Annotated in this window: 27 protein-coding genes; 19 read left to right on the top strand and 8 right to left on the bottom strand. The window is 37.9% G+C overall.

Going from position 1 to position 23,772, the window contains the following annotated elements:
• Nucleotides 1-103 precede the first annotated feature (103 nt).
• A complete protein-coding gene (locus A3Q33_RS10865) occupies nt 104-988 on the bottom strand; it encodes a LysR family transcriptional regulator (RefSeq protein WP_081179952.1) in 885 nt (294 codons plus the stop codon).
• Between the two features lie 165 nt (nt 989-1,153).
• On the opposite strand from A3Q33_RS10865, the gene A3Q33_RS10860 reads away from it, so the two are divergent.
• Nucleotides 1,154-1,759, top strand: coding sequence for a short chain dehydrogenase (locus A3Q33_RS10860; protein WP_081179951.1), 606 nt, complete (start codon nt 1,154-1,156; stop codon nt 1,757-1,759).
• A 130-nt stretch (nt 1,760-1,889) separates the two neighbouring features.
• Here the strand turns inward: A3Q33_RS10860 and bamJ are convergent, their stop codons facing one another.
• A complete protein-coding gene (gene bamJ / locus A3Q33_RS10855) occupies nt 1,890-2,648 on the bottom strand; it encodes a BamJ family beta-barrel-assembly machinery protein (RefSeq protein ID WP_081179950.1) in 759 nt (252 codons plus the stop codon).
• A 119-nt stretch (nt 2,649-2,767) separates the two neighbouring features.
• On the opposite strand from bamJ, the gene A3Q33_RS10850 reads away from it, so the two are divergent.
• From A3Q33_RS10850 to A3Q33_RS10800, 11 genes are all read left to right on the top strand, one after another.
• Nucleotides 2,768-3,766 carry a WD40 repeat domain-containing protein gene (locus A3Q33_RS10850; RefSeq protein WP_231295617.1) on the top strand — a complete coding sequence of 333 codons (999 nt, stop codon included), beginning with the start codon at nt 2,768-2,770 and terminating at the stop codon, nt 3,764-3,766.
• Complete coding sequence (locus tag A3Q33_RS10845) at nt 3,763-3,984, top strand: SlyX family protein (RefSeq protein WP_081179949.1); 222 nt, start codon at nt 3,763-3,765, stop codon at nt 3,982-3,984. Before A3Q33_RS10850 ends, A3Q33_RS10845 begins: the two co-directional genes overlap by 4 nt.
• A gap of 241 nt (nt 3,985-4,225) precedes the next feature.
• Nucleotides 4,226-4,645: a Replicative DNA helicase gene (locus A3Q33_RS10840; protein ID WP_081182524.1), complete on the top strand. Its 420-nt coding sequence runs from the start codon at nt 4,226-4,228 to the stop codon at nt 4,643-4,645.
• A gap of 71 nt (nt 4,646-4,716) precedes the next feature.
• Nucleotides 4,717-4,893, top strand: a complete 177-nt coding sequence (locus A3Q33_RS10835; protein WP_353615498.1) for a DUF1272 domain-containing protein — start codon at nt 4,717-4,719, stop codon at nt 4,891-4,893.
• Between the two features lie 66 nt (nt 4,894-4,959).
• The gene (locus A3Q33_RS10830; protein ID WP_081179947.1) at nt 4,960-5,586 is read left to right on the top strand and encodes a methyltransferase family protein; all 627 of its coding nucleotides are present in this window, start codon (nt 4,960-4,962) and stop codon (nt 5,584-5,586) included.
• Between the two features lie 435 nt (nt 5,587-6,021).
• On the top strand, nt 6,022-7,521 hold the full coding sequence (locus tag A3Q33_RS10825) for an ATP-binding protein (RefSeq protein WP_081179946.1): 1,500 nt from the start codon (nt 6,022-6,024) through the stop codon (nt 7,519-7,521).
• A gap of 9 nt (nt 7,522-7,530) precedes the next feature.
• Complete coding sequence (locus A3Q33_RS10820) at nt 7,531-8,196, top strand: response regulator (RefSeq protein WP_081179945.1); 666 nt, start codon at nt 7,531-7,533, stop codon at nt 8,194-8,196.
• A 151-nt stretch (nt 8,197-8,347) separates the two neighbouring features.
• Complete coding sequence (locus A3Q33_RS10815; protein ID WP_081179944.1) at nt 8,348-8,638, top strand: EF-hand domain-containing protein; 291 nt, start codon at nt 8,348-8,350, stop codon at nt 8,636-8,638.
• 11 nt (nt 8,639-8,649) lie between these two features.
• A complete protein-coding gene (locus A3Q33_RS10810) occupies nt 8,650-9,114 on the top strand; it encodes a hypothetical protein (protein WP_231295606.1) in 465 nt (154 codons plus the stop codon).
• A 231-nt stretch (nt 9,115-9,345) separates the two neighbouring features.
• Complete coding sequence (locus A3Q33_RS10805) at nt 9,346-10,641, top strand: YHYH protein (RefSeq protein WP_081179943.1); 1,296 nt, start codon at nt 9,346-9,348, stop codon at nt 10,639-10,641.
• Between the two features lie 95 nt (nt 10,642-10,736).
• Nucleotides 10,737-11,279: a hypothetical protein gene (locus A3Q33_RS10800; RefSeq protein WP_155866755.1), complete on the top strand. Its 543-nt coding sequence runs from the start codon at nt 10,737-10,739 to the stop codon at nt 11,277-11,279.
• Between the two features lie 150 nt (nt 11,280-11,429).
• Here A3Q33_RS10800 and A3Q33_RS10795 read toward each other — a convergent pair whose 3' ends face one another.
• The gene (locus tag A3Q33_RS10795) at nt 11,430-11,576 is read right to left on the bottom strand and encodes a YheV family putative zinc ribbon protein (RefSeq protein ID WP_196798108.1); all 147 of its coding nucleotides are present in this window, start codon (nt 11,574-11,576) and stop codon (nt 11,430-11,432) included.
• 189 nt (nt 11,577-11,765) lie between these two features.
• On the opposite strand from A3Q33_RS10795, the gene A3Q33_RS10790 reads away from it, so the two are divergent.
• The 4 genes from A3Q33_RS10790 (at nt 11,766) to A3Q33_RS10775 (ending at nt 16,198) form a co-directional block, all read left to right on the top strand.
• Nucleotides 11,766-13,667 carry an ATP-binding cassette domain-containing protein gene (locus A3Q33_RS10790; protein WP_081179940.1) on the top strand — a complete coding sequence of 634 codons (1,902 nt, stop codon included), beginning with the start codon at nt 11,766-11,768 and terminating at the stop codon, nt 13,665-13,667.
• Nucleotides 13,668-13,750: 83 nt separating this feature from the next.
• Nucleotides 13,751-14,473, top strand: coding sequence for a tetratricopeptide repeat protein (locus A3Q33_RS10785; protein WP_081179939.1), 723 nt, complete (start codon nt 13,751-13,753; stop codon nt 14,471-14,473).
• A 520-nt stretch (nt 14,474-14,993) separates the two neighbouring features.
• Nucleotides 14,994-15,965 (top strand): hydrolase, encoded by a 972-nt coding sequence (locus A3Q33_RS10780; protein ID WP_081179938.1) that lies wholly within the window; start codon nt 14,994-14,996, stop codon nt 15,963-15,965.
• Nucleotides 15,962-16,198 (top strand): YheU family protein, encoded by a 237-nt coding sequence (locus A3Q33_RS10775; RefSeq protein WP_081179937.1) that lies wholly within the window; start codon nt 15,962-15,964, stop codon nt 16,196-16,198. The genes A3Q33_RS10780 and A3Q33_RS10775 overlap by 4 nt, the downstream gene beginning before the upstream one ends.
• A 145-nt stretch (nt 16,199-16,343) precedes the next feature.
• On the opposite strand, the gene A3Q33_RS10770 is transcribed toward A3Q33_RS10775, so the two are convergent.
• The 3 genes from A3Q33_RS10770 to nudE all read right to left on the bottom strand — a co-directional run bounded on the left by A3Q33_RS10770 (nt 16,344) and on the right by nudE (nt 18,385).
• Nucleotides 16,344-16,925 carry a YceI family protein gene (locus A3Q33_RS10770; RefSeq protein ID WP_196797942.1) on the bottom strand — a complete coding sequence of 194 codons (582 nt, stop codon included), beginning with the start codon at nt 16,923-16,925 and terminating at the stop codon, nt 16,344-16,346.
• Between the two features lie 81 nt (nt 16,926-17,006).
• Nucleotides 17,007-17,831 carry a 3'(2'),5'-bisphosphate nucleotidase CysQ gene (gene cysQ, locus A3Q33_RS10765; protein ID WP_081179935.1) on the bottom strand — a complete coding sequence of 275 codons (825 nt, stop codon included), beginning with the start codon at nt 17,829-17,831 and terminating at the stop codon, nt 17,007-17,009.
• Complete coding sequence (nudE, locus tag A3Q33_RS10760; RefSeq protein WP_081179934.1) at nt 17,828-18,385, bottom strand: ADP compounds hydrolase NudE; 558 nt, start codon at nt 18,383-18,385, stop codon at nt 17,828-17,830. The genes cysQ and nudE overlap by 4 nt, the downstream gene beginning before the upstream one ends.
• A 171-nt stretch (nt 18,386-18,556) precedes the next feature.
• Between nudE and yrfG the strand changes: the two genes are divergently transcribed.
• Nucleotides 18,557-19,234, top strand: a complete 678-nt coding sequence (yrfG, locus tag A3Q33_RS10755; protein ID WP_081179933.1) for a GMP/IMP nucleotidase — start codon at nt 18,557-18,559, stop codon at nt 19,232-19,234.
• A 236-nt stretch (nt 19,235-19,470) separates the two neighbouring features.
• On the opposite strand, the gene A3Q33_RS10750 is transcribed toward yrfG, so the two are convergent.
• Entirely contained in the window at nt 19,471-20,406 is a 936-nt protein-coding gene (locus A3Q33_RS10750) for a YihY/virulence factor BrkB family protein (RefSeq protein WP_081179932.1), read from the bottom strand.
• Nucleotides 20,407-21,170: 764 nt separating this feature from the next.
• Here A3Q33_RS10750 and A3Q33_RS10745 point away from each other — a divergent pair.
• A complete protein-coding gene (locus A3Q33_RS10745) occupies nt 21,171-22,286 on the top strand; it encodes a DUF748 domain-containing protein (protein ID WP_081179931.1) in 1,116 nt (371 codons plus the stop codon).
• Nucleotides 22,287-22,722: 436 nt separating this feature from the next.
• On the opposite strand, the gene A3Q33_RS10740 is transcribed toward A3Q33_RS10745, so the two are convergent.
• The gene (locus A3Q33_RS10740; protein WP_081179930.1) at nt 22,723-22,929 is read right to left on the bottom strand and encodes a CsbD family protein; all 207 of its coding nucleotides are present in this window, start codon (nt 22,927-22,929) and stop codon (nt 22,723-22,725) included.
• A gap of 338 nt (nt 22,930-23,267) precedes the next feature.
• Here A3Q33_RS10740 and A3Q33_RS10735 point away from each other — a divergent pair, with 338 nt between their 5' ends.
• Nucleotides 23,268-23,762: a hypothetical protein gene (locus A3Q33_RS10735; RefSeq protein ID WP_081179929.1), complete on the top strand. Its 495-nt coding sequence runs from the start codon at nt 23,268-23,270 to the stop codon at nt 23,760-23,762.
• The last annotated feature ends 10 nt before the right edge of the window (nt 23,763-23,772 follow it).

Raw genomic sequence — 23,772 nt, 5'->3', positions numbered from 1 at the left:
TTGAAATGTAAGCAATGTGCGAGCAATAATTTACTTATTACCTAAAGCTTCAAACCCCTCTTTTTAAATACAGGTGCAATTAACTGTCGTTATACGCTATTACTCACTCAGCCTTTAACAATGATACCACCCACTTTTGCAACGCATCTTCATTATAACGAGGATGCCAAGCGGCGATAACATCAAAACTGTCAGGTGATTCTTCAAGCGCAATTTCGATTAGATCTAAGCTTGTTATGGCTCGTGATGGTAAAAAAGCGATTGAGTCTGTGGTTTCTAAATACATGGGTACAATTGAGAAACATGGTGCAGATACAACAACATTTCGTTTTAAACCGAACTTTTTGAACCAATCGTCAATCGAGCCTTTAAAGTTTGGTCGTGAAGGAGATGCAATAATACTGGGGTAACTTGCAATTTCAGCAAGGGTTGGCGTTTTATTCGCTATTGATGCCTTTGGTGAGGTAACGCATACGTGATGTTCTTCAAAAAGCTTTATAATGGGGTAGCTGTCAGGAATATAGTCAGGAAATGCTATGGCTAAATTAACTTTGCCACTCTCCATTAGCTCATTCACTTTATCTAATTCAAAGTCACGAACAATGATCTTTAACTTAGGCGATTTCTTTCTTAATTGAGATATTAACCCCGGTAATACTACCTGTTGAGCATAATCGGTCGCAGCAATAACAAAAGTGCCCTCGATTGTTTCAGGGTTAAACACTGTTGGGGATAGCAGCGCACTAAACTCAAGTAGTAGTTTGTCGACACCAATAGCTAAGTTTTCAGCAAATGGCGTTGGCACAAAGCCATTGGTTTTTCTCAGAAACAGTCTATCGTCGAAAACATCGCGCAATTTTTTTAAGTGCTCGCTTACCGCTTGTTGGGTAAGGCCTAGTTGATTAGCCGCTTTTGATGCATTTTTTTCTTGTATTAAGGCTTGGAACACCCTTAGTTGCTTAAGATCTAACCTGTCTAACTTACTCATATGTATTTGCCATTATTAACTTTATCTTTTGATAAATTAACACATAACCATAATCTCTTGTATCACTAACAAAAACTCATTGTTTCTAATTGTTTGTAGATATCTTTATTATCTATCCATCAAATCAATTCAACCAAATTGATAGTAATTAACAGTGAGAATCAAATGAAAACAGTTATTTTAATCGGTGCGTTAGGAAAAATGGGTCAAGCGGCGTTAACAGGTTTAGGTAAGCACAAAGTGATTACAGCGGGCCGTTCTGGCCATGTTGACCATATTGTTGATATTACTGATGAGCGGTCTATTCGAGCTTTGTATGAAACGGTTGGCAAATTCGATGCTGTAGTTAATACCGTTGGTTTTTGTGAGTACGCTACTTTTAGTGAGATGACTGAAGCACAGTGGATGACAACTGTAATGAGTAAAATGATGGGGCAAATTAACTTAGTTAGAATTGGCCAAGAGTATATTGCTGATAGTGGGTCGTTTACTTTAGTTAGCGGTATTTTAAATAAAAAACCAATTCCATTTGCCATTGCAGATGCAACAACCAGTGGCGCTATTGATACTTTTGTTAAAATAGTATCGTTAGAAATGCCAAGAAACACGCGTATTAATGTAGTTAACCCAACGGTGTTAACTGAAGCATGGGATGTATACGGTGAGATGATGCCTGGTTTCCAACCTGTACCGAGTACATTAGTGGGTAAAGCTTTTGAACGCTCAGTAGATGGTTTTATTAACGGTGAAGTTATTGTTGTAGACGCTTAATATTTATTAAGGATATTGCCGGTTAAGCGCAAGAGTGTGGTATTGATAAAAAATATAGTTAAATCGCGCAGATAAAAAAACCAACCTAAACGGTTGGTTTTTATATTTAAAAAGCAGTAAAAGCTTTTATCTACTGATCGCCAACTTGTGCTGCTGCTTCTGGCTTTTGAATTTCTAATAATTCAATATCAAATTGTAATACTGAGTGACCCGGGATGCGTGGCGGGTTGCCATTTGGTCCGTAAGCTAGGTCTGAAGGTATTGTAAATTTGAATTTAGAACCCACTGACATTAACTGCACGCCTTCAGTCCAACCTGAAATAACACGGTTAAGTGGGAACACTGCTGGTTCGCCACGCTCTACAGAACTATCAAAAGTTTCGCCATTAAGGAAAGTACCTACGTAGTGAACTTTTACTGTGTCAGTAGCAACAGGCTTTTCGCCGTCAGTTGCTGTTATAACTTCGTATTGAATACCAGATTCAGTAACTTTAACGCCTTCTTTTTTAGCATTTTCTGCTAAGAATGCCTGACCTTCAGCTAAGCTTGCTTCTGAGCTAACAGCTGCTTGCTCTTTTTGCTTTGCTTTCATTGCTTGATCTAAGTTCATCAACAACGCTTGAATGTCTTCTTGCTCTATTTGAGACTTGCCGTCCATGCTATCGGTAAAGCCACGGATAATAAGTGACTTATCTAACGTTAAGCCCAATTTATCGTGCTCTTCTAAATTACGCTCCATGTACATACCAATTGAAGCACCTAAACCGTAGGCTTGTTTTTGTATTTCTGTATCAAGCGCAGCAGCTTGTTCTTCTTGCTTAACTGGTTCTTGACAACCCATAACTGATAATAAAGCAATAGCGACTAACGTCGGTTTAAAAAATTTCATGTACATCTCCGTTTACTACTTAGCCAGAAATCCCCGCTAAGTCATTTAAATATGTGTGAATTGTTAAACAATGCGGCTTATACTAACGATAAATGCCCTAAGAAAAAAGTATTAATATTTTGTTAAACTGTAACCAAACACTTATTAAAGCCAAACTACTGTTTTTATTAGCTTTGCTAGCAGCTTGTCAGCCGGTAGGCCAAGAGCCAGCGCAAAGATGGCAGCATGCGGTAGAGGGAGCTTACGCTGCAAATATATCTAATGACGCTAAATTTAGTGTCGTTTCATCTATTCATCACGGCATTAGTTTGTGGGACTTAGACAATAACGCCCTGAAATATAACTGGTCGCAACAGCAAAATAGCGCAGATAACTTAGTCTTGGTAGCCGATATTGCCGATAATAATAGCCATGCAATAACCGCCAATCGCCATGACTTTTCATTATGGAATATAGAAAATGGCCTGTCAGAAGGTTTTTGGTCAATAACAGAGTCGACTATTCGCGATGTTGCCGTGTCAAATAATGGTGACTACCTGCTGATTGGGCAAAGTAACGGTAAAGTCGTGCACATTACGATTGCCAACGGTCGACGTTTAGAGTTTTTGGGCCACCAAGAAAAAATTAATGCTGTTGATATGTTACCTAATGGCCGAATTGCACTTTCTGGCTCTAATGATTTTGTTGCTTATGTATGGGATACCGTATCAGGACAAGTAATTTATCGTTTTAACCACCCTAGCCGCGTAACTATGGTGGCACTTGACGCCAAAGGCCGTTACGCCTTTACCGCCGACAGTAAAAAGGCGGCAAATATTTGGGATTTAAAAACCGGTAAGTTAATTTCTAAGTTAAAATATTTTAATCGCCAAGAAGTTTTTAGTGCTGTGCAGTTTTCTCCTGATGGCACTAAGCTATTAACGGGCGCACCTTCACGTAAGGTAAGTATATGGGATATTGCTACGGGTGAGCGTTTAACTAGCTGGCGAGTTTTGCCACGCGATGATATTAGACCTGCTGGAGCAGTTGTTTATAGTGTCGCTTTTAGGGATAATAACCAAGTAATCACTGAAAGCTCTTCAGGATACGCCGAATTATGGCAGGTAAATAAACAGTGAAATCAGTTAACGAATTAACTAAAGCAATTGAAACGCTTGAAACACGCAACGCATTTCAAGATGATCTCATCGATCAGTTAAACAATGAAATAACCGTACATCAAAGTCAGCTTGCAGAGCTAAAGCTTCAAGTCGCCTTAATCGCGAATAGAATTAAAGACAACACTCCAGATCACGAAGGCAAAGATGAGATAGAGCCACCACCACCGCACTATTAATTTCTATGCGCTAAGCACTATGAACTAAAGATAAGTTAAGTTCATAGGTTAACGCACAGAGCTATTCTAAAGCTAACAAGTCAAAGCCGAATGGCGACACTAACGTATTTTAATTTTCAACAATTAAGCTACCCGAAGTGCCCTGCCGCTGGCTAAACAAGTTTAGGATTAGACGCTATAAAGCACTATAATCTCACTTATTGGTTTACAAAAATTGAAAGATACTGAAAAAGGCCGCAGCATGAACACCAAAATATACAAACGAGTGCTTTTCCTCACTGATCACTTAATGGCGGCTGCTGAAGAGCAAAACCAAGCCAAATTCGATGGTTTTTACACTGAGTTAAAACAACTTTGTGAGGAAAATGAAAATACCGATAAAGACCACCCAGTTCAATGGGAAACACTGGCTGACTTTACCGATGACTTACCCCTAGCCATTACTATTTATCAGCAAGCTTTAGTTAAGGCTGAAACAATTAACGATAAAGATTTCCGCTCTTCTATTGGTTTTTCAATCGCGGCGTTAAAAGTTGAATTAGATGATAAACCTGGCGCAATTGAGTATTTAGAACAAGCTAAAATCAGTTGTAATAAAATTGCTGATAAAGAATTAAAAGCGGAAATTCACGACTTATTGGAAGAGTTAAAAAACGCGTAAAACGCCTTAGTTCAATATCATAATATTAACTACACATCGTTGAGAAGCGAAATGCAACTCAACGGTTAATATTGAAATCTATTGGTGAGTGCGGTGATAAAGATTTGCCAGCGCACTCACACGATGCTTTCATTGGTAGTTTTGAATGTACTTTTTGCTTGCAGTGCAGCGATAATATTTACCGCTTTGTATCTCCCAACTGTTCTGGTAACTTAGTACAACGACCTACCCGTTCGATATCGGCATAATAATAACAATAATAATCCGGCATTTATTTCACGGATAGTAAAAAAGCAAGGATGTAAAAACAACCCATGATTTCTCCTGATAACACCTCTGCAATAATAGAATTTACCCGTTTATATCTAGCCGTTTTTTACTCTTCGGTCGCCATTTTTTATACGGTGAGAGTAATTTTCTCACAAAAAAAATCCAATACTGAGTTGATTTTCCCAGGGCAACGCTTTTGTTCTAGCTGGTGGAATCATATGACATTTCGTTTATTTAGAGTAACGATATGGCTGGTTTGCCTGTTCAGATTATTTTTCCCCAACCTTGATAATTACTTGGGTATTTTACCAAGTTTAGACCATGCGGTTATTCTAATAACGGGCAATGTTTTGTTAACTATCGGCTTTTTATTGACTATTATCATCCACTTTAGCATGAAGCGAAAATGGCGTTCAGGCATCGACCCTAAAGGGCCAGAAGCACTAATTACCGATGGTTTTTTTCAGTATTCACGTAACCCCATTTTTGTTAGCGTGGCATTATCGCAATTAGGTTTTTTCTTAGCATTACCTTCTGTTTTTACTTTGGTTTGCCTGTTAATTGGTTTGTATACACTATATAAACAAACACTGGCTGAAGAACGTCATTTAACAGAAATTTTCGCTAATAAATATAAAACATATCAAACGAGCGTTCGTCGTTGGTTATAAGTGTAAAAGGCAATCAGTGAAGATTAAAATACGGCTCCCAACCCTATTATTTACGTCAGCGTTGTGTTTTGCTGCATCTGCTGGGCTGAGTGAATAAAAAGGCTCAGCCTACGTTATAAAAGGCAAAGCTGAAGTGCAGGCTTCATCATTGTTTACTCTTGAAAATGGACGTTCACGTACATCACCTATTGGCATTAAAAAATAATGCTGATAGTTAGACTTATAAGCTTAGTCAATCTCTCCTTTTAAACGACACCAACGATATTAATATAAATAATGCATATTTTTTGCACATTGTATTGTTATCCTATGTTTTGTGCATAAGTTATGTTGGCGTAAAAGTGACGTAAATATGGCATGGCTTTTAGTGTATTAGTTCGTGAAAGTAGTGGTTTAAACCGCATTATTTATTAAATTTAAGATTATTAGTGTGCTATGAAAATTCAAAATAAACTGTTTCTCTTTTTGTTCAGCTTTAGCTTGGTATTGGTGACCGTTTTGGTATCCTTGATGCAGTGGAGCATCGACAAGGGTATGGTTGAATATGTTATTTCAAAAGAGGTAGAAACATTACAACCGGTTTTAACTCAGTTAACTGATGAATACAAAATTGAGAATAATTGGCTTTCAATGGCCGGTAAACATCGCAGGTTTCATAAATTAATCTCTCAACAACTTGCAGATACTGACTTTGATATCGAAAAAAATAGCCAACCTGCTAATGACGACAGAAAACCATTTATTAAGCCGAGTTTTCAACCGCACCAGCCTGAGAATCGACCTCCTCCTCGTCATAATAGTTTAGATAAATTTCCTCCTCGTCCACCAAAAGGTGACGCACATTATGCATTATTAAATATTAACGAAACATTAATTGCCGGTATTTACCTACCCACTTTAGAGTATACAAAAATTAGCCTAAAGGTTGATGAAAGCGTAGTCGGTTTTTTTGCGATTTCAAAACGGAATCAGCTAACACAGGGCTATGAAGTTGATTTTATTGAGCAACAGCAAGAATATTTATGGCTAATTGCCTTTTTGATGATGAGCCTTGTTGCACTGGTTACCTTTCCTATTGCCCGACATATAGTTGAACCAATTAAGCTTATTACCCGCGGTATGCATAAACTTACCCAAGGCGATTATCAGCAATCTATTCAGGTAAATAGAAACGACGAACTCAGTGAGTTAAGCCGAGATTTTAATGAGTTGGCACTGACATTGGCTAAAAATGAAAATGCAAGAAAACGCTGGTTAGCCAATATATCGCATGAGTTGCGCACGCCTGTTGCCATATTACGCGGTGAGTTAGAAGCTATGCTCGATAAAGTAAGGCCCTTAACCCATAATAATATTGCTTCTGCTAATGATGAAGTTAAACATTTACAGTGCTTAATTGATGATTTGAATCAACTAACGAGTACTGACATTGGCGGCATGGGCTATCGCAAACAACATGAAGATTTAGTGCAATTAATAAAAAGCGAAGCTGGTAAGTATCGTGGCTATTTATCAGATGCCAACATTGCACTTCTGCTTGAATTAAATGCCAAAGAAGTTATGATTTATGCTGATAAAACTAGGCTCTATCAATTATTTGAAAATCTAATTAATAATTGTATTAAGTACGCTAAAGCAAGTGAGTTTAAGGTTTCAGTAATCGTTAATAAGTTAGCAGAAAATTCAGCAGGAAATGACAAGGGCACTGTTACTCTTAGGTTTGAAGATAATGGCATTGGCGTTGATGAACAGCACCTAATACATTTATTCGAATATTTATATCGCGTAGAAGACTCGAGAAATAGAGAAACGGGTGGCTTTGGCTTAGGCTTATCTATTTGTCAGCATATAGTTATCGCTCATCAAGGAGAAATTAGTGCTGAAAAGTCTGTTTTGGGTGGTTTAGCGATTATTATTACCCTACCTTTAGCTTAGAGAAACCCTATGCCCAATTCGATATTAATCGTAGAAGATGAAATTAAACTTGCTAATTTACTAGCAGATTATTTTGCACTTACTGAATATAGTACGCACTTAATTCACCATGGTGATGAAGTTATTGCCTGGGTTAAATCAAATCAACCTAAAGCTATTTTGCTCGATATAATGCTGCCCGGTAAAAATGGCATAGATTTGTGCAAAGAGATAAGACAATTTTCAAATGTCCCTATTTTAATGGTGACCGCTAAAGTTGAAGAAATAGATCGCTTACTTGGTTTAGAGTTAGGTGCTGATGACTATATTTGCAAACCCTTTAGCCCGCGTGAAGTTGTAGCCCGAGTAAAAGCGGTACTTAGGCGAACGCAAACTATCGACAATACTTCAGACATGCTGATACTCGATGAACATAGATTAACTGTGGCGTTTCATCATCACGAAGTATCACTCACTTCTGTTGAGTTTCAGCTACTAAAACCTTTAGCAGGTAAACCCGAGCGTATTTTTACCCGAGATCACCTGATGCAAAATATGTACTCAGATCATCGCATCGTCAATAATCGCACCATTGATAGTCACATAAAAAAAATACGTAAAAAGCTCAGTGACATTAGTAATGGTAAAAACTGGATACAATCGGTGTATGGTACGGGTTATCGCTTAGTACTCTAATCCTTTAATCCTTTAATCCTTTAATCCTTTAATCCTTTAATGAAAGAATGAGTTACAAAATTTAACTAATCTTTCTATTTGTTTGCACATTTTTTGCATTTTCTGTTGGTAACTTTATATCTTAATTTAGGATAAGGATTAACAACACATTATGAATATGCAATCAAAAACCGTATTAGCCATAACGTTTCTATCCGTTATATTTAGTCAAACTCCGGCACAAGCGCAAGAACAAAATAGAGAACGACCAGGACCTCCACCGGCTTTTTCATCAATAGATGTTAATGGCGACGGTGAAGTCGACTTTGACGAGTTTTCTCAGCAAGAATTACCTCATGGCGATCATCAAACTATTTTTAATGAAATCGACAGCGATAATAATGGTGTTATTAGTAAAACTGAGTTTAAAAACCACCGTCCATCTGCTAAAAAAAAGCGCTAAGGAGAAGTAAATTGATTAATACAACTAATTTAAACAGCTCAATGCCACCACCACCGTTTAGGTCAGAGCAAAGTTTAACTTCAGAACAGCAGTCATTAATTTCTGACACCTTATCTGAGTTTGATACTGATAATCTTAGCCAAGAAGACGCTTTAAGTATTATTGAAACATTTTCTCAAGCTAATATTCAACCGGGCGCTGCACTTGAAAAAGCTTTATCTAGCGCAGGTTTTGACGCCAAAAGCATAGGTGAACTCGCCAATGTTTCAGAAGGTAGTAGACCACCTCCACCTCCAAAACAAAGTGCCGACGAAATAACCTCGATGCTTGATTATCTTGCAGAAATTCTAGAAGAAACCTTGTCAGAAAATAATGGCAATAGCCTGAGCGATGAAGATAAACAGTCGATATTAGCTCAGGTATTCGAAAAATTTGACTTAGAAGAAGGTGATTCCATTATTAATACCACTGCTTAGTACCTGTCCTTAATATTCGTGCTTAATATATTAATAAAGTTCAAAGCTAGCTTATTTATACTTAAACTAGCTTTAAATTTTTAGCACAAGCGTTTTTCAATTTATTGGGTTTTATATTTATTATTTTAAATTTCATTTTCCTAAATATTCCATATTTTTTGCACATTTCCTGCACATTTTAATTTTATGATAACGCCAATCTAGCCAACTTTGATTTAGGTAACGTTAACAATGAAAAAAAATATTAATACGTTGAAAAGCTCAACATCCACATCAGCCATAGCGAAGCTTTTATTACTATCTACCTTAGCAACATTAACCGCTTGTGGTGGCAGCAGTTCAGATAGTGAATCGAGTACTGATACTGACACAACTACAACTAATACCGCCCCCGTTGCTAATGCTGGTAGCGATCAGTCAGTATTCAATAATAGTACCGTTACGCTTTCTGGCGAACTAAGTAGTGATGCTGAAGGTGATACTCTAGGTTACTCTTGGGGTTTTTCAAGCATACCTAATGGCAGTGTTGCTACATTATCGAATGAAACAGACATTGCCCCTACTTTCGTTGCTGATGTTGTGGGGAGTTATGTGGTTAATTTAACCGTTGATGATAGCCAGTTAAATAGCGAAGTTGATAGTGTTGAAATAGTCGTTTCACAAGTATCCGAAAGCTCTACTAGCGGGGTATTATGTGACTACAATTATAACGAATACAATGATTCTATTTATGTGCTCGACGACAGCATGTCGCAGTGGAGCTGTAGCGATAGTGAGCGTTTATTAAGTGCTAACGGAATACCCGATCATGAGGTTGGAGAGTTTCCAAATGAAGGTAATCCCAATGCTATTTCATCTCAAGACATTTCAGCAAACCTTACCTTATCACCAGAAGAATCAACAACAGCTACAGAACTAGGTGGCCCTCGCGGTGTTACCGGTTATGTACTTAATGGCGTAAAAATAGATGCGGGTACGGCTGGTAGCTGCGACGACTCAGGCGACAACTGTAGCCTAATAGATAACAGTGGCAATTGGAGTATTGAAGCATTAGGTCATTCAAACTTTAATTTTGGCACCGACGACAACAATGCTCATGTTCAACCTGGTGGCACTTACCATTATCATGGAATGCCAGAAGGTTTTATAACTAAGCAAGGTGGCGGTGACACTGCCATGACCATTATAGGCTGGGCGGCTGATGGCTTTCCTATTTATGCGCGTTACGGTTATAGTATTGCCAGTGATGCCACATCATCAATTAAGTTACTAACCGGTAGTTATCAATTAAAAAGTGAGGTTAGCACTTCACGCCCTTCCACAGATATATATTCACTAGGCACTTTCGCACAAGACTGGGAATATGTTGCTGGCTCAGGCGATTTAGATGAATGTAATGGTCGAGTAGGTGTTACACCTGAGTTTCCAGAAGGTATATACCATTACTTTGCTACAGATAGTTACCCGTACTTTCAACGCTGTGTAAAAGGCGAAGTTGAAGTTACAGGTGGAATGCCACCACCATAAACGCTTAAAAATTAAAGCCGATAAATGACCACCGGCTTTAATTATAATAATTACACGCACGCCTTATTAGCGAGCTTGCTCAGTAGACTAACCGGATGTTTGAAATGAAATTAAATCCTCTTTTACCAAAAATTATATTTGTAATACTATTCAATTTTCTTTTCTCTTCAGCTTTATATGCTCATGTAATGGTTGCGCAGCAAGGTACTTTAAACATAAAAGAAGATGGGGTTTACATGGTAATTTCAGTACCTGTTTCAGCATTTTCAGGTATTGATGACGATGAAGACGGTAAGCTTTCTTCAGAAGAGTTTGCATTACATCGCCCTGCTATCATTAAAACAGTGCAAAGCAACATTATGTTAAAAGATGAAACTGCTGAGCTAGCCTTAAAGGGGCTAATGCTTTCGCCAGTAATGTCTCATCATGCGCCAAACGAACCGGCGACTCAGCTCGTTGTTATGGGCCGTTTTTCATTAGACAACGCCAATAGCACACTGGAATATCAAGTAAATCTTTTTGGTAAAAGTGCTGATGAAGAAAAATTAAAAATCACAGTGACTAGAAAACAAGATGGTAGCAAACAAGTTTTCGAAATTGATGAAAAGAAGCCTAAAATCATAATTTTCAAAACTTAAGCATTAGCCCATTTACTTTATTAACTGTGAACATAAATAGCCAAGTTACCTCATATTTTCAGGTCAAGGGCATTTTCGATAAGTTAATGCTTGAAATAAGTTAGAAATAAGCTTTAGTTAGCTAAACGGTAAATCGTTTAGCTAACATATTTATTCTTGCTTAAAAATACCAATGACTTGCTCGTTTGGTCTAACTTCTTGTACTACATGTTCTTCAGGTTGAGACATTTGATGGCCGCAACTTACACAGGTTACTGTCTCAACGCTGTTTTCTTTAATTAGCCCCATGGTGTCCATTTCTTTACATTTTGGACAGGTTGCTCCTGCTATAAATCGTTTTTTCACTTATTTACCCAATTTTATTTAATATTTAATTAGTTTTTAATTAATTTTAGCAAGATATATGCTCAGTGCTTCTATTTTACCTTGAACAACCCCCTAAGGAAAAGCGACAATAGCGACCTGCATTAAAATGAGACACGATAAATGATCATAGCTACAGATTTAAGTTTAGCCCGAGGCGCAAAATACCTCATAAAATCATCAAGTTTCACTATACATCCAAATCATAAGGTTGGGCTTGTTGGGGCGAACGGCTGTGGAAAATCTTCTTTATTTGCGAGCTTGTTAGGTGCGCTACCAGCAGATATGGGCAACCTTTCTATGCCAACAAGCTGGAAAATTGCCACCGTTAAGCAGGAAACACCCGCGCTAGACCGTTCTGCTTTAGATTATGTTATGGATGGTGATATTGAATTTCGCCAGTTAGAAGCAAAATTAGAACAAGCGCGCGCCGACGATAACGGCACACTTGAAGCAACAATTATCAACCAAATTGATACCGTTAATGGCTACAGTTTACCAGCACGCGCAGGCGAGTTATTACACGGTTTAGGTTTTGTGCAAGAGCAGCTAGCAAACCCAGTAAAGTCGTTTTCTGGTGGTTGGAGAATGCGTTTAAACTTAGCTCAAGCTCTGATTAGTCGTGCCGACTTATTGCTACTTGATGAACCCACCAACCATTTAGATTTAGACGCGGTTATTTGGCTACAACGTTGGTTAAAAAGATTCACCGGGACCTTAGTGCTTATTTCGCATGACCGTGACTTTTTGGATGATGTTATCGGACAAATTCTTCATATTGAGCATCAAACGGCAAAACTTTATTCTGGTAACTACAGTGCTTTTGAACGCCAACGCGCCGAGCATTTAGCCCAACAAGATGCTCAGTATCAAAAGCAACAAAAAGAAGTCGCACATTTAACCTCTTTTGTTGACCGATTTCGCGCTAAAGCCAGTAAAGCTAAACAAGCGCAAAGTCGGTTAAAGCGCCTACAAAAACTACCTGATTTGGCGCCAGCACATGTTGATAGCCAATTTACCTTTAGCTTTGAACAACCTGATACTTTGCCATACCCACTACTGGCATTAACTGAGAGCCAATGTGGTTACAGTAATGAAGCCATTATTTTAAATGATGTAGGCATGACATTAGTGCCAGGCAGCCGTATTGGCTTACTGGGCCGCAATGGTGCCGGTAAATCAACATTAATAAAGTCACTTGCCGGTGATTTAACACTGCTTAAAGGCGAGCGTTATTGCGCGCAAGATTTGCGTGTGGGCTATTTCTCTCAGCATCAGTTAGAGCAATTGCATTTACCCAGCAGTGCCATTGAGCATATAACCCGTGCAAAACCGGATATAACCGAGTTACAAGCACGGTCATTTTTAGGTCGTTTCGGTTTTAGTGGCGACCAAGCGTTAGATAAAGTCGGCACGATGTCGGGTGGTGAAAAGGCACGCTTAGTATTAGCGCTTATTGTCTTAGAAAAACCACAACTGTTGTTATTAGATGAACCGACTAACCATCTTGATTTAGAAATGCGCCAAGCCTTGGTGTTAGCGCTGCAAGACTTTGATGGCGCTATTATTCTGATTGCCCATGACAGATATTTATTAGAGTCCTGTGTTGATGAATTTTATATTGTGGCTAATGGACACGTAACAGAGTTTGACGGCGACATTGATGATTACCAACAATGGTTAAACGACGATAAAAAACAAACAATAAAAGCTAACAAAGTGGTCAGCGAGCCACAAGTCGATAAAAAACAACAACGCAAAGAACAAGCAGAATTACGTAAAAAAGCGTCGCCACTACGTAAACAAGCCGATAAATTTGAAAAACTCGTACAACAAAATCAAGATGAGTTAACAGATGTTGAAGCTAATCTAGCCGATACTGAGGTTTATCAAGCTGAACACAAAGCTAAACTTACTGAATTACTAAAACGCCAAGCACAGCTTACACAAGCGCTAGAGGCAAATGAAATGCAATGGCTTGACCTTGAAGAACAAATTGAAGAGATAATGTCACAAGCATTATAAATTTATTGCTACACTTAATATATTGCAGCAAGACATTTGTCACTGCATTTAATGGCGACCACACTGGAATATAGGACATTATAATGAAAAAATTGACCTTACTAGCACTCAGCTTTGCCCTAATGACTCAGAGTTCTGCATATAGCGCCGATTTAGATTTAGGTATATATGAGCTAAACCGTGGTGAATTTAAAGCCGCGATTGCTGAATTTGAACCTTTAGTTGCCGAAGAATATGCTCCGGCGCAATATCAAATGGCATTGATTTATTTAAACGGTTACGGCGTAATTAAAAACAGCAGCAAGGCAGTAGAGTTATTTCATTTAGCCGCATCACAAAATTATTCAGAAGCTTTGTTCGATCTTTCTTTGCTTTACAGTGAAGGCGAAGTCGTTAAAAAAGATTTAAAAAGTGCTTATGCATTAATGGAGAAAGCGGCCAAGAAAGACTTACCGCGCGCCCAGTTCAACTTAGGCGTAATGCTCTATAACGGCAGCGGTGTGCAGCGTGATTATTTACAAGCCTCACGCTGGTACCAAAAAGCGGCTGATCAAAATTATGCCCTTGCACAATTTAACCTTGCCTTAATGTATTTTGAAGGCAAAGGCGTCGCTAAAAGCACAGAAATGTCATATATTTGGAATATTATTGCCGCTAAAAACGCCTATAGAATGGCGGAAAAAAGTCGCGACATGGACGAGCATAAGTTAACCGTTGACGAAATTAAAGCTAGCCGTGAAAAAGCAGATGCTATTTATCGGAAAATAGTCGAACAAAGAGAATTGAAGTTAAGACAAATTCCTTAAGGCTAACGCCTAAAAAATCCTAAAATATAAAATAAACCCGCACAAACGTTAGCGGGTTTTTTTTAGCTTTCAAATTGGTATAAAGTTCTGCCAAATCTATTGGAATATCAATTCTTCGCACTACTGAAAATTAAAGCGCTAACGTCGTAACCATCCCACATCATAAGAAGTGTTAAACGTGATCTACATCAATAAGCGGTACTTGATTATTACTTATAATAGTTGCCTAACAAAGAGACTTATTGGAGTAAGTTATGAATTTTGTAGATATGCTATTGAACGACCCCGTCGTAATAATTTCATTTATTGGCTTAGCCACTGTACTAGGCATTTGTAGCTTTTACGTTTATTACTTCTTAAAACAAATTAATGACGATATAAAATAACGTAGCTTTTTGCCATTATTGCTAACGACCTTTATTAGCAATAATAGGTACCGAGTTCAGGCATTGCCAAACGGTGGGCAATAGCTAAATTTTAACGTACAATAAACTTTTGTATTACACGCTATTACCTCGTTATGTTTACCAAAAGTTCTTTCAGCCCAGCTTGGTGGCTAAAAAACGCTCACTTACAAACCATTGCCGCTAAGTTTTTCAGGCGTGGTCACACTATTGACACTACGACTGAAACGTTAGAGTTACCCGATGGTGACTTCGTAGATTTGGCATGGACCGAACAGGTCAACCCAACATGTTCTCGCCCTATTGTTGCAGTATTACATGGCTTAGAAGGCTCAAAAAACAGCCATTATGCAAAAGGCATGTTATCTGCCATTAAAGCGCAAGGTTGGGTCGGTGTTTTAATGCATTTTCGTGGTTGCAGCGGTCGACCTAATCGCATGGCTAAATCCTATCATAGCGGCCAAACTTGTGATGTAGACTTCTTTAGCCAATACCTTGCTAGTAATTACCCACAAGCAAAAAAAGCCATTATTGGTTTTTCACTTGGCGGTAATGTATTAACAAAATATTTAGCTGAGCACAAAGAGAACATCTATCAAGTTGCTTGTGTTATTTGTGCTCCACTTGACCTATCAAGTTGCAGCAACAGAATTAACCGAGGTTTTTCTCGTGTTTATCAAAAGTACTTAGTTGATATGCTTAGAGCAAGTACGGTTAAAAAAATAAATGCCAATTTACTGAGTAATATAGATAGAAACCATTTAAATAAAGTGCGCTCTATTCGTGATTTTGATCAAATGGTCACCGCACCTATTAATGGCTTTATTGATGCAAACGACTATTATCGACAAGCGAGTGGTCGAGATGTGCTTAAACAGATATCTACCCCATGTTTGATTATTCACGCGACCGATGACCCATTTTTATGTCATGAAAATACCACCGCTATTACGACCTTGCCGAAACAGATTACATTTGAAGTGAGTACTCGCGGCGGTCATGTTGGTTTCATTAGTGGTAAAAATCCCTTTAAGCCACAATTTTGGCTAGAGCAACGTATACCCGAGTTTTTTAAGAGCTATTTATGATTATTCCTTTAGAACAATTAACTGCCGAGACCTTAAGTGCCATTATAGAAAATTTTGTCCTAAGAGAAGGTACTGAATATGGTAGTGAAGATGTATCGCTAAACGATAAAATAGCCCAAGTACATCAGCAATTAAAACAAGGCACCGCGCTTTTGGTTTACTCTGAATTACATGAAACGGTTAATATTTTGCCCGCAGATCAATTTGTAGAAGACGCTGAAGAAAGCGCTTAAACACTATTTAATCAATATATAAGCACTATTTAATCAATATATAAGCACTATATAAACACTATATAAACACTCTGTAAGCACTATATTTTATCCATAAAAAAGGCACTGATTAAGTGCCTTTAATAAAGAGTAATACCGTATTTACTTAACGAGTAAATACTACTGAAAAGCTTACCGGCACGACATAATTGATACTCGGTAGAGAAGCTAATTCTTTAAGTTTATTAATGCCGGCTACTACGCCAAAAGCATCCGCTTGAATAAAAAATGGCTTTATCGTATTCACCAATATTTTATCTGCACTTAACTTAACCACATTCACGTCAATAGTTACCGGTTGTTGCTGACCATGAAAAGCGACTGTACCACTGATACTTAGCTTTTTTTCTTGACCAACTTTTAAGCTTTTAAGTAATGATTTATCAAGCGCGGTAGTGAAACTTGCTGCGCTATATTTACTCGTTTCAAAAACGAAGTTTTTCATTCGATCATCACGAATAGCAATATTGGTATCTACGCTGGCTAGATCAACACTAATATTAACTTGTGCATGCTCGTCAATATTTCCTGAAAGTTTTGTAAAGCTATGATTTTCGGCAATAGTCTCTTTTTTAACTGACATAAAGCTAAGTTGAGAACTTGAATCGTCGAGCTTCCATGCAGCTAAAGCCGGTAAACTTGTCGAAATCGCAAGTAAGGTAATTAAAATTAAAGCTGTTTGGCGCATTATGTACTCCATGTCTGTTAGGTTTTCACCTGGTATTTAGACCCAAAACAAATAACGAGTTATTTATGGTTTAGGTTGTTATTAAATTTTACGTGTTGCTTTATGCTGTTTAATAATATCTTGCCAAGGAATTTCTTTATTCCCTAACGATAAAAAATCAGGCTGCATCAAAGTCTCACGTTGATTATAAGTTAACGGATTAAATTCACTGTCGATAATACTACCGCCAGCTTGCTCTATTATACAATGACTTGCGCCGGTATCCCACTCACCTGTTGGTCCAACACGTAAATAACAATCAGCTCCGCCTTCGGCAATTAAGCAATTTTTTAGCGAGCAACTACCTAAAGCGACATGGTCGAAGTCATAGTCGCTATTTAAGTACTGACCCATCAAGTTAATATCTTGGCGACGGCTGATCGCCACTTTAATACGACGTTGGCCATCATAATGCGCCACTTGTATTTTATGACTACCTGAATCGTTTTCTTTAAAGGCACCCAAATTATTTTGCGCATAATACGTTAATTGATGGTCAGGCGCATGAATAACACCAATACTTGGCCAACCATTCTCAACTAACGCCACGTTAACCGCAAAGTCGCCACTGCCAGCAATAAACTCACCGGTGCCATCAATAGGGTCTAACAACCAATAGCGCGCCCATTTACTTCGTTGGGCAAGGTCTAATGCCCCTACTTCTTCAGAAATAATGGGGATATCGGGCGTTAATCTTTTTAACTCATCCATTAAAATATCATTTGCAGCGATATCAGCACTCGTCACTGGGCTGTTATCGTCTTTTATTTCGGCGGTATAATTGCCATTTTTATAATAACGAGAGACTTCTTGCCCCGCTTTTTTGGCACTTTCGAGTGCTATAGACAGTAACCTTTCTTGGTTCATAAAATACCTCCTAAGTGATCTTTTACTAATAACAAAGCGGCAATGCTGCGCGATTCATTGAAATCTTGCTCTTGCAATAACTGACGATAATTTGCTAGTGGCCAAGGTACTATTTCTAACGCTTCTGGTTCATCACCGGGCAACTTTTCGGCATAGAGATTTTCTGCGAGAAAAATAGTCATTTTAGCATCAAAAAATGCTGGGGCCATGGCAACGGTATGGACTGATGTTAATTTTTCAGCACCATAGCCAATTTCTTCTTTTAATTCACGATTAGCCGCTTCTGCCGCACTTTCGCCAGCATCAATTAGCCCCTTTGGAAAGCCGAGCTCATAAGTATGGGTGCCGCCACAGTATTCTCGCACCAGTAACATGGTATGTTGATCTAGCATAGGAACGATCATCACTGCTCCTCTGCCTTTGCCAGACATACATTCATATTCACGCTTTTCGCCATTAGAGAAGGTTAAATCGATTTGCTCAATGGCAAATAAACGACTTTTAGCAACCTGCTTGCGTGCTGTAATTTGAGGTAGTACTTTTTTTGTTGTCATAACGCCCTTTATTGCAACAACTTAAGTGATATTTATTATAGAAAAACTAAAGTTTAACCATAGCACGATAACATTGAATACATAACCAAGATGCTTGGGTATAATAGCAATCTCGCTAAAATTTATCTAATTTCGATAACCTATAATAAACGTGTTCCTAGGGAAAAATCTATGCTTGATTGGTCAAAAATTTCAACTGTTTTACTGGATATGGATGGCACGATACTCGATTTGCATTTTGATAACCATTTTTGGCTACACCATTTACCACAACGCTACAGCGAATTGCACGGCGTAAGTTTGGCTGAGGCTAAAGCATCACTCATGACTCACTACCAAAAAGTTGCAGGTACAATAGATTGGTACTGCCTAGATTATTGGGCTGAGCAAACACAATTGTCGATCACCGACTTAAAACGTGAAATACAGCATTTAATTCAATTACGCACTGACGCCCATGATTTTCTAGTCGCGCTAAAGTCATCAGGCCGTGACGTAGTGCTTGTTACCAATGCTCACCCTGACAGTTTATCGCTAAAAATAGAACGTACATCATTAGATAAGTACTTTGATACGCTGTACTCTACGCACGAATTTGGGGTAACGAAAGAGTCGCAAGTGCTCTGGCAACGTTTACAAGAAAAACATGGTTTTGCGTTAAAAAGCACACTTTTTGTTGATGACAGCCTAGTTATACTTGATTCGGCAAAAACCTATGGCATTGGGCAGTTATTGGCGGTAGCAAATCCAGATAGCAAAAAAGCCAGCAATGTATTCCATGATTACCCGTCAATTACCGATTACAGTGTTTTACTAACAGAAATTAAGAATAGTAAGCGTAACAATTAATACCCTTACTATTACTTACCTAGCTACACATATTGAGTAGTTTACTCATCTTTGCCATTTATAGTTGTCATTTATAGTTATTTATCGTGGTTTATAGTAGTTACTGATAACCACTATGACAAAAATTTCTGACTACTCTCAATATAATATCAATTTATCAGTAAGTTGCTAACCAACGCATATATTTAACAACATATATATTTCACAACACAAACCTATCGATAAATCATTTATTTCTACAAGTCTTCAGGGCCATTGTCAGCGACATACGCCCCTCTTTCTCCTTTAGGTTTGTCAGTGCCAGTGGTGGTATCTGCTTCAGTTTGTAACTCTGTAGATGCGTTGATCGCAGCACCCAGTAAAATAGTAAAAGCGGTGACATAAAACCACATTAATAAAATGACTACTCCACCCATTGAACCATAAGTTTCGTTATAACTGGCATAGTCAGTAATGTACAAGTTGAAAAAATACGATCCTACTAGCCAAAATAAGGTAGCTAAAAATGCGCCTGGCGTAGTCCAACGCCATTTAGCTGATGCACGATGAGGTGCGTATTTGTATAAACTGGCAAGCGAAAAATTAAATACAATTAACAATATTGGCCAAGTGATCCAGCCTAATAATGATTCGCTTGTTTCGCCGAGTACACTGAGCGCTAATGGAATAACTACAATCATGAGTAGCATCAAGAGCATTGTTAATATGGTTGCAAGTGTAAGTGATGTTCGCACTAGCACCATTTTGAAAAATGAACGTTTTTTACTTTCCTGATAACTTATATTACATGCGCTAATTAACGCAACAGAGCCTTTTCCACCACTCCAAATAGCCAATAAAAAACTAAATAAAAAGCCTAAACTTAATGCACTATCATCAGTCGATAGAATACTTTCAACCTGAGCCTCTAATATTTCCCGACTTTGCTCTGGTATAACACCAACCAAAAGATTCATATGCTGAATAAGGGTTTCTTGATCGGTAAAAAGGCCATACATAGACACTAAGGCTGCTAATAATGGAAAAATAGCTAATAAAAAATAAAACGCCACACCCGCAGCGATAAGTGACATATTGTCTTGCTCAACCTTGTGCATAACGCGCTTGGTTATTTGCCACCAGTTTGCTAGCGAAAACTCTTTTGGGTGCATAACTTTATTGTCTGAACTCATATTAGTTAAACCTCTATTTTTATCGTCTGTTACTTTCGTAGTCTATTTACAATTTTATGTAGCTCTGCGTAGTTGTTAGCAATTTAAATACCACCCTTTGTGATATACGTTTTTAATCGTAATTTGTATCAATTCCACCTAAATTAATGTAATTGATAAAAATTACACATAAAGCTAGGCTATATAAGGTGTCAACTGCTTATGACTCTTATGTTGCATTGACCTGCGGTCAACTGAATATTGCAATCATTACAATATTCTCTGAAACAAAATTTGTACGGTTTACTCACAACCAGAACCATCACATTTACTCACCTTTTGGGTAAAGATTACAAAAAAACTAAATTATTACTCCAGCGATTACATAATTTGATGTATACATGCTCTAGATAGTGCCTGCCATAGATTAAAAAAAACCAAAAATCAATACGTTATAACTTAACCATGCGTTATAAAAATCGCTGGTATAGCATTTGCTTTAATACTTTACTAAGTAGTATCGAAACGTAGTGGATAAAGATGTAGCACAAATTTATTTGTATTTATTAAATCAGTTTAAGCCAATAACACGGTAAAAAATCGTTATTTCGCCTATTTTACCACTATATGATTACCCCCTATTGGAGTGTTCTAAAGGTAGGAATAACTAAAGCTTTACTACTGAATATTCTCTAATGTTATTGGGCTACATGCCCAGTATCATCCATATTGTTTGAGTCATGGCTAAAAATAATTGCTAATCACTAAGTAAAAGGAATGTAAATATGAATTGGAATAAGTCGATTAAAATATCTTCTGTCGTCATTACCACCGTGTTACTTCTTTTACTCATTGTTAGAATTTCAGCACCAAGCTTAGTTACCTGGTATGTAAACCGAACCATTGAACAAACTGATGGTGTTAGTGGCACAGTAGCCGATGTTGATTTAGCTATTTTTATGGGTTCCTATACTATACATCAGGCTAATATTCGTCAGACCGGTGACGGGCAAGATTTACCTTTATTTACTGCAGAGCGTATTGATATCTCAATATTGTGGAGTGCCCTATTAAAGGGTCACTTGGTTACTGCTATAGTTTTAGTAAAGCCAGTGGTCAGCTTATATGACCGACCTCAAGATAAAGTGTTTGAGTCGAAAGCTATTACCGATGAAAAAACATGGTTAGGCTTAGCCCGAAACCTTAGTCCTTTTACGATAAATAAGCTGACCATAAAAAGTGGCACTTTTACCATCGACGCTAAGTCAAAACTAAAACGCGCTGAGCTAGCGGTACAAAATATTCAGCTCAATGTCACTAATATAGCCAACGCTAAAGGTCCGGGCACCATTGCTAAAGTTGATATGACAGGCGATATACAAAACCGCACTAAACTTGTGCTAAACGCAAGCTTTGACCCTAATACAACAAAGCCAACTTTTGATATCAACCTTGAAATGGCTAAGCTTCCGGTGGCTTATATTGATGAAATAATTAAGTACTATGCCCCTTTTGATTTTGAAGCAGGCCAAATTGATATGGCTAGCGAATTAAAGTCTGTTGATGGTGAGCTTAACGGTTACGTTAAAGCGGGGATATATGAATTAGATGTTTTCTCTTGGCATGAAGACGTGGTTGAAGATGGTGATAATCCTGTTTTACTTTTAGTTGATTTGATTGGGGGGGCATTAGCTAGCTTATTCGAAAATGACAGTAGAGACTTAGTTGCAACACGTTTGCCCATTAAGGGATCACTTGACGATCCTAGTGTGTCTGTTCTGGATGCTATTTACGGTATACTTAAAAACGCATTTATTGAGGCTTATAGCCTCAAAGTAGAACACTCCATACCTGGGCTTGAAGCACCTAAAGATATTGAAGATGGCAATAATCAAAACTGAGCTTAACAGATAAAAAACTAGTCTACGAACTTAGTAGGCTGAGTAAAAACTATGTACATAACTGATATTTATTTACACCACTTAGCGATAATTAAAAGCGTGATAGGTTCAGATTAATCGTTTCAGACTGAAGCTAGGTATTTAAACATGAAAGCGATAACATTGGTTTAAAGTACCACCAAAGATCGCGTTTGTAGAACTAAGTAAGAAGAGTTCAGAAAAGTCTATTCTCAATATATGCTGTTGATTTACAGAATTATATTTATTTAGGTGGGCAGGAATTAAATAGTTACAGGTGTTGTCGTGCCGGTAACCCATAGTAAATCTCTTTTTAATGTTCAGGTTTAATAAATTTATTATAAAGTGGACTGACAGACGGTTGGATCTGTCAGTCCAGCTCTAAGCTATAATTTAACTAATAAATTTAAGCTTAAATCTATTGGCAATCGTTATCCTTGCAGAAACGATCAACTTCCTTTTCTGCTTCTTCTTTTGACTTACCATAACGCTCTTGGAGCTTACCTGCTAATTTTTCCCGCTGACCGTTTATTACGTCCATGTCATCATTGGTTAAATCACCCCATTGCTTTTGGGCTTCACCTTTCACTTGTTTCCATTTTCCTTCAAAAGTATCTTTGTTCATAGCTGTTCTCCTGTAATTTCAGATTAGGTGGTAAATAGTACTAAAACTAAAGTACTCCTACTGAAAAGCAAAAAATGCGCCAGCGTGTCAACCCCTTATAACATGGGCCAATACTCCAGGTTAGCAGTTAAAAACATGCACTTTTATGAAAGTATTACAGATAATCATGAATTATTTACAAATACTGATTACTTCTAACCACCGCAGCTTTATTTTAAACCTTTAACTCACTAATTTTAAACAACTTTAATTTTAATAACTTTGGTGCAAAGTTTGCTTCTACTTATACGCAATACAAGTATTTAATACCAAATAAGTTAACTAAATGGAGAAATATAATGAGTGAAGTAATTACAGGATTATTTGAAAATTCATCTAAAGCCAGTTTAGCTATTCATCGTTTAGGAAAGATTGGCATACTGAATAGTGAAATTAGCGTAGTCGCTAACGACTCATACGCCAAAGACGACTTTGCCATAGATGAAGGCAGCAAAGCCGCTGAAGGTAGTGTTATTGGTGCAGCTTCTGCTGGTATATTAGCGGCTGTAGTTGCTGGTTTTACTGCTGTGGGTACCGTAGCGACCGGTGGTGCTGGCTTACTTATCGCTGGCCCATTAGTTGCTGCATTAGCTGCCGGTGGTGCCGGTGCTGCTGCAGGTGGAACCATTGGTGCTATTATTGGTGCTTTTATTCCTGAGCATGAACTTAAGTATTATGAAGATGCTATTAGTAAGGGCTCAGTGTTAATTGGTATCAATTACACCGACGATAACAAAGATAAGATTAAAGACATACTTGAGCATGCGGGTGCTGTAAACGTTTCTACCGCATAAGTTTATAGCG

The sequence above is a fragment of the Colwellia sp. PAMC 21821 genome, assembly GCF_002077175.1.
Classification (GTDB): domain Bacteria; phylum Pseudomonadota; class Gammaproteobacteria; order Enterobacterales; family Alteromonadaceae; genus Cognaticolwellia.
This window is presented reverse-complemented; position numbering and strand designations above follow the sequence as displayed.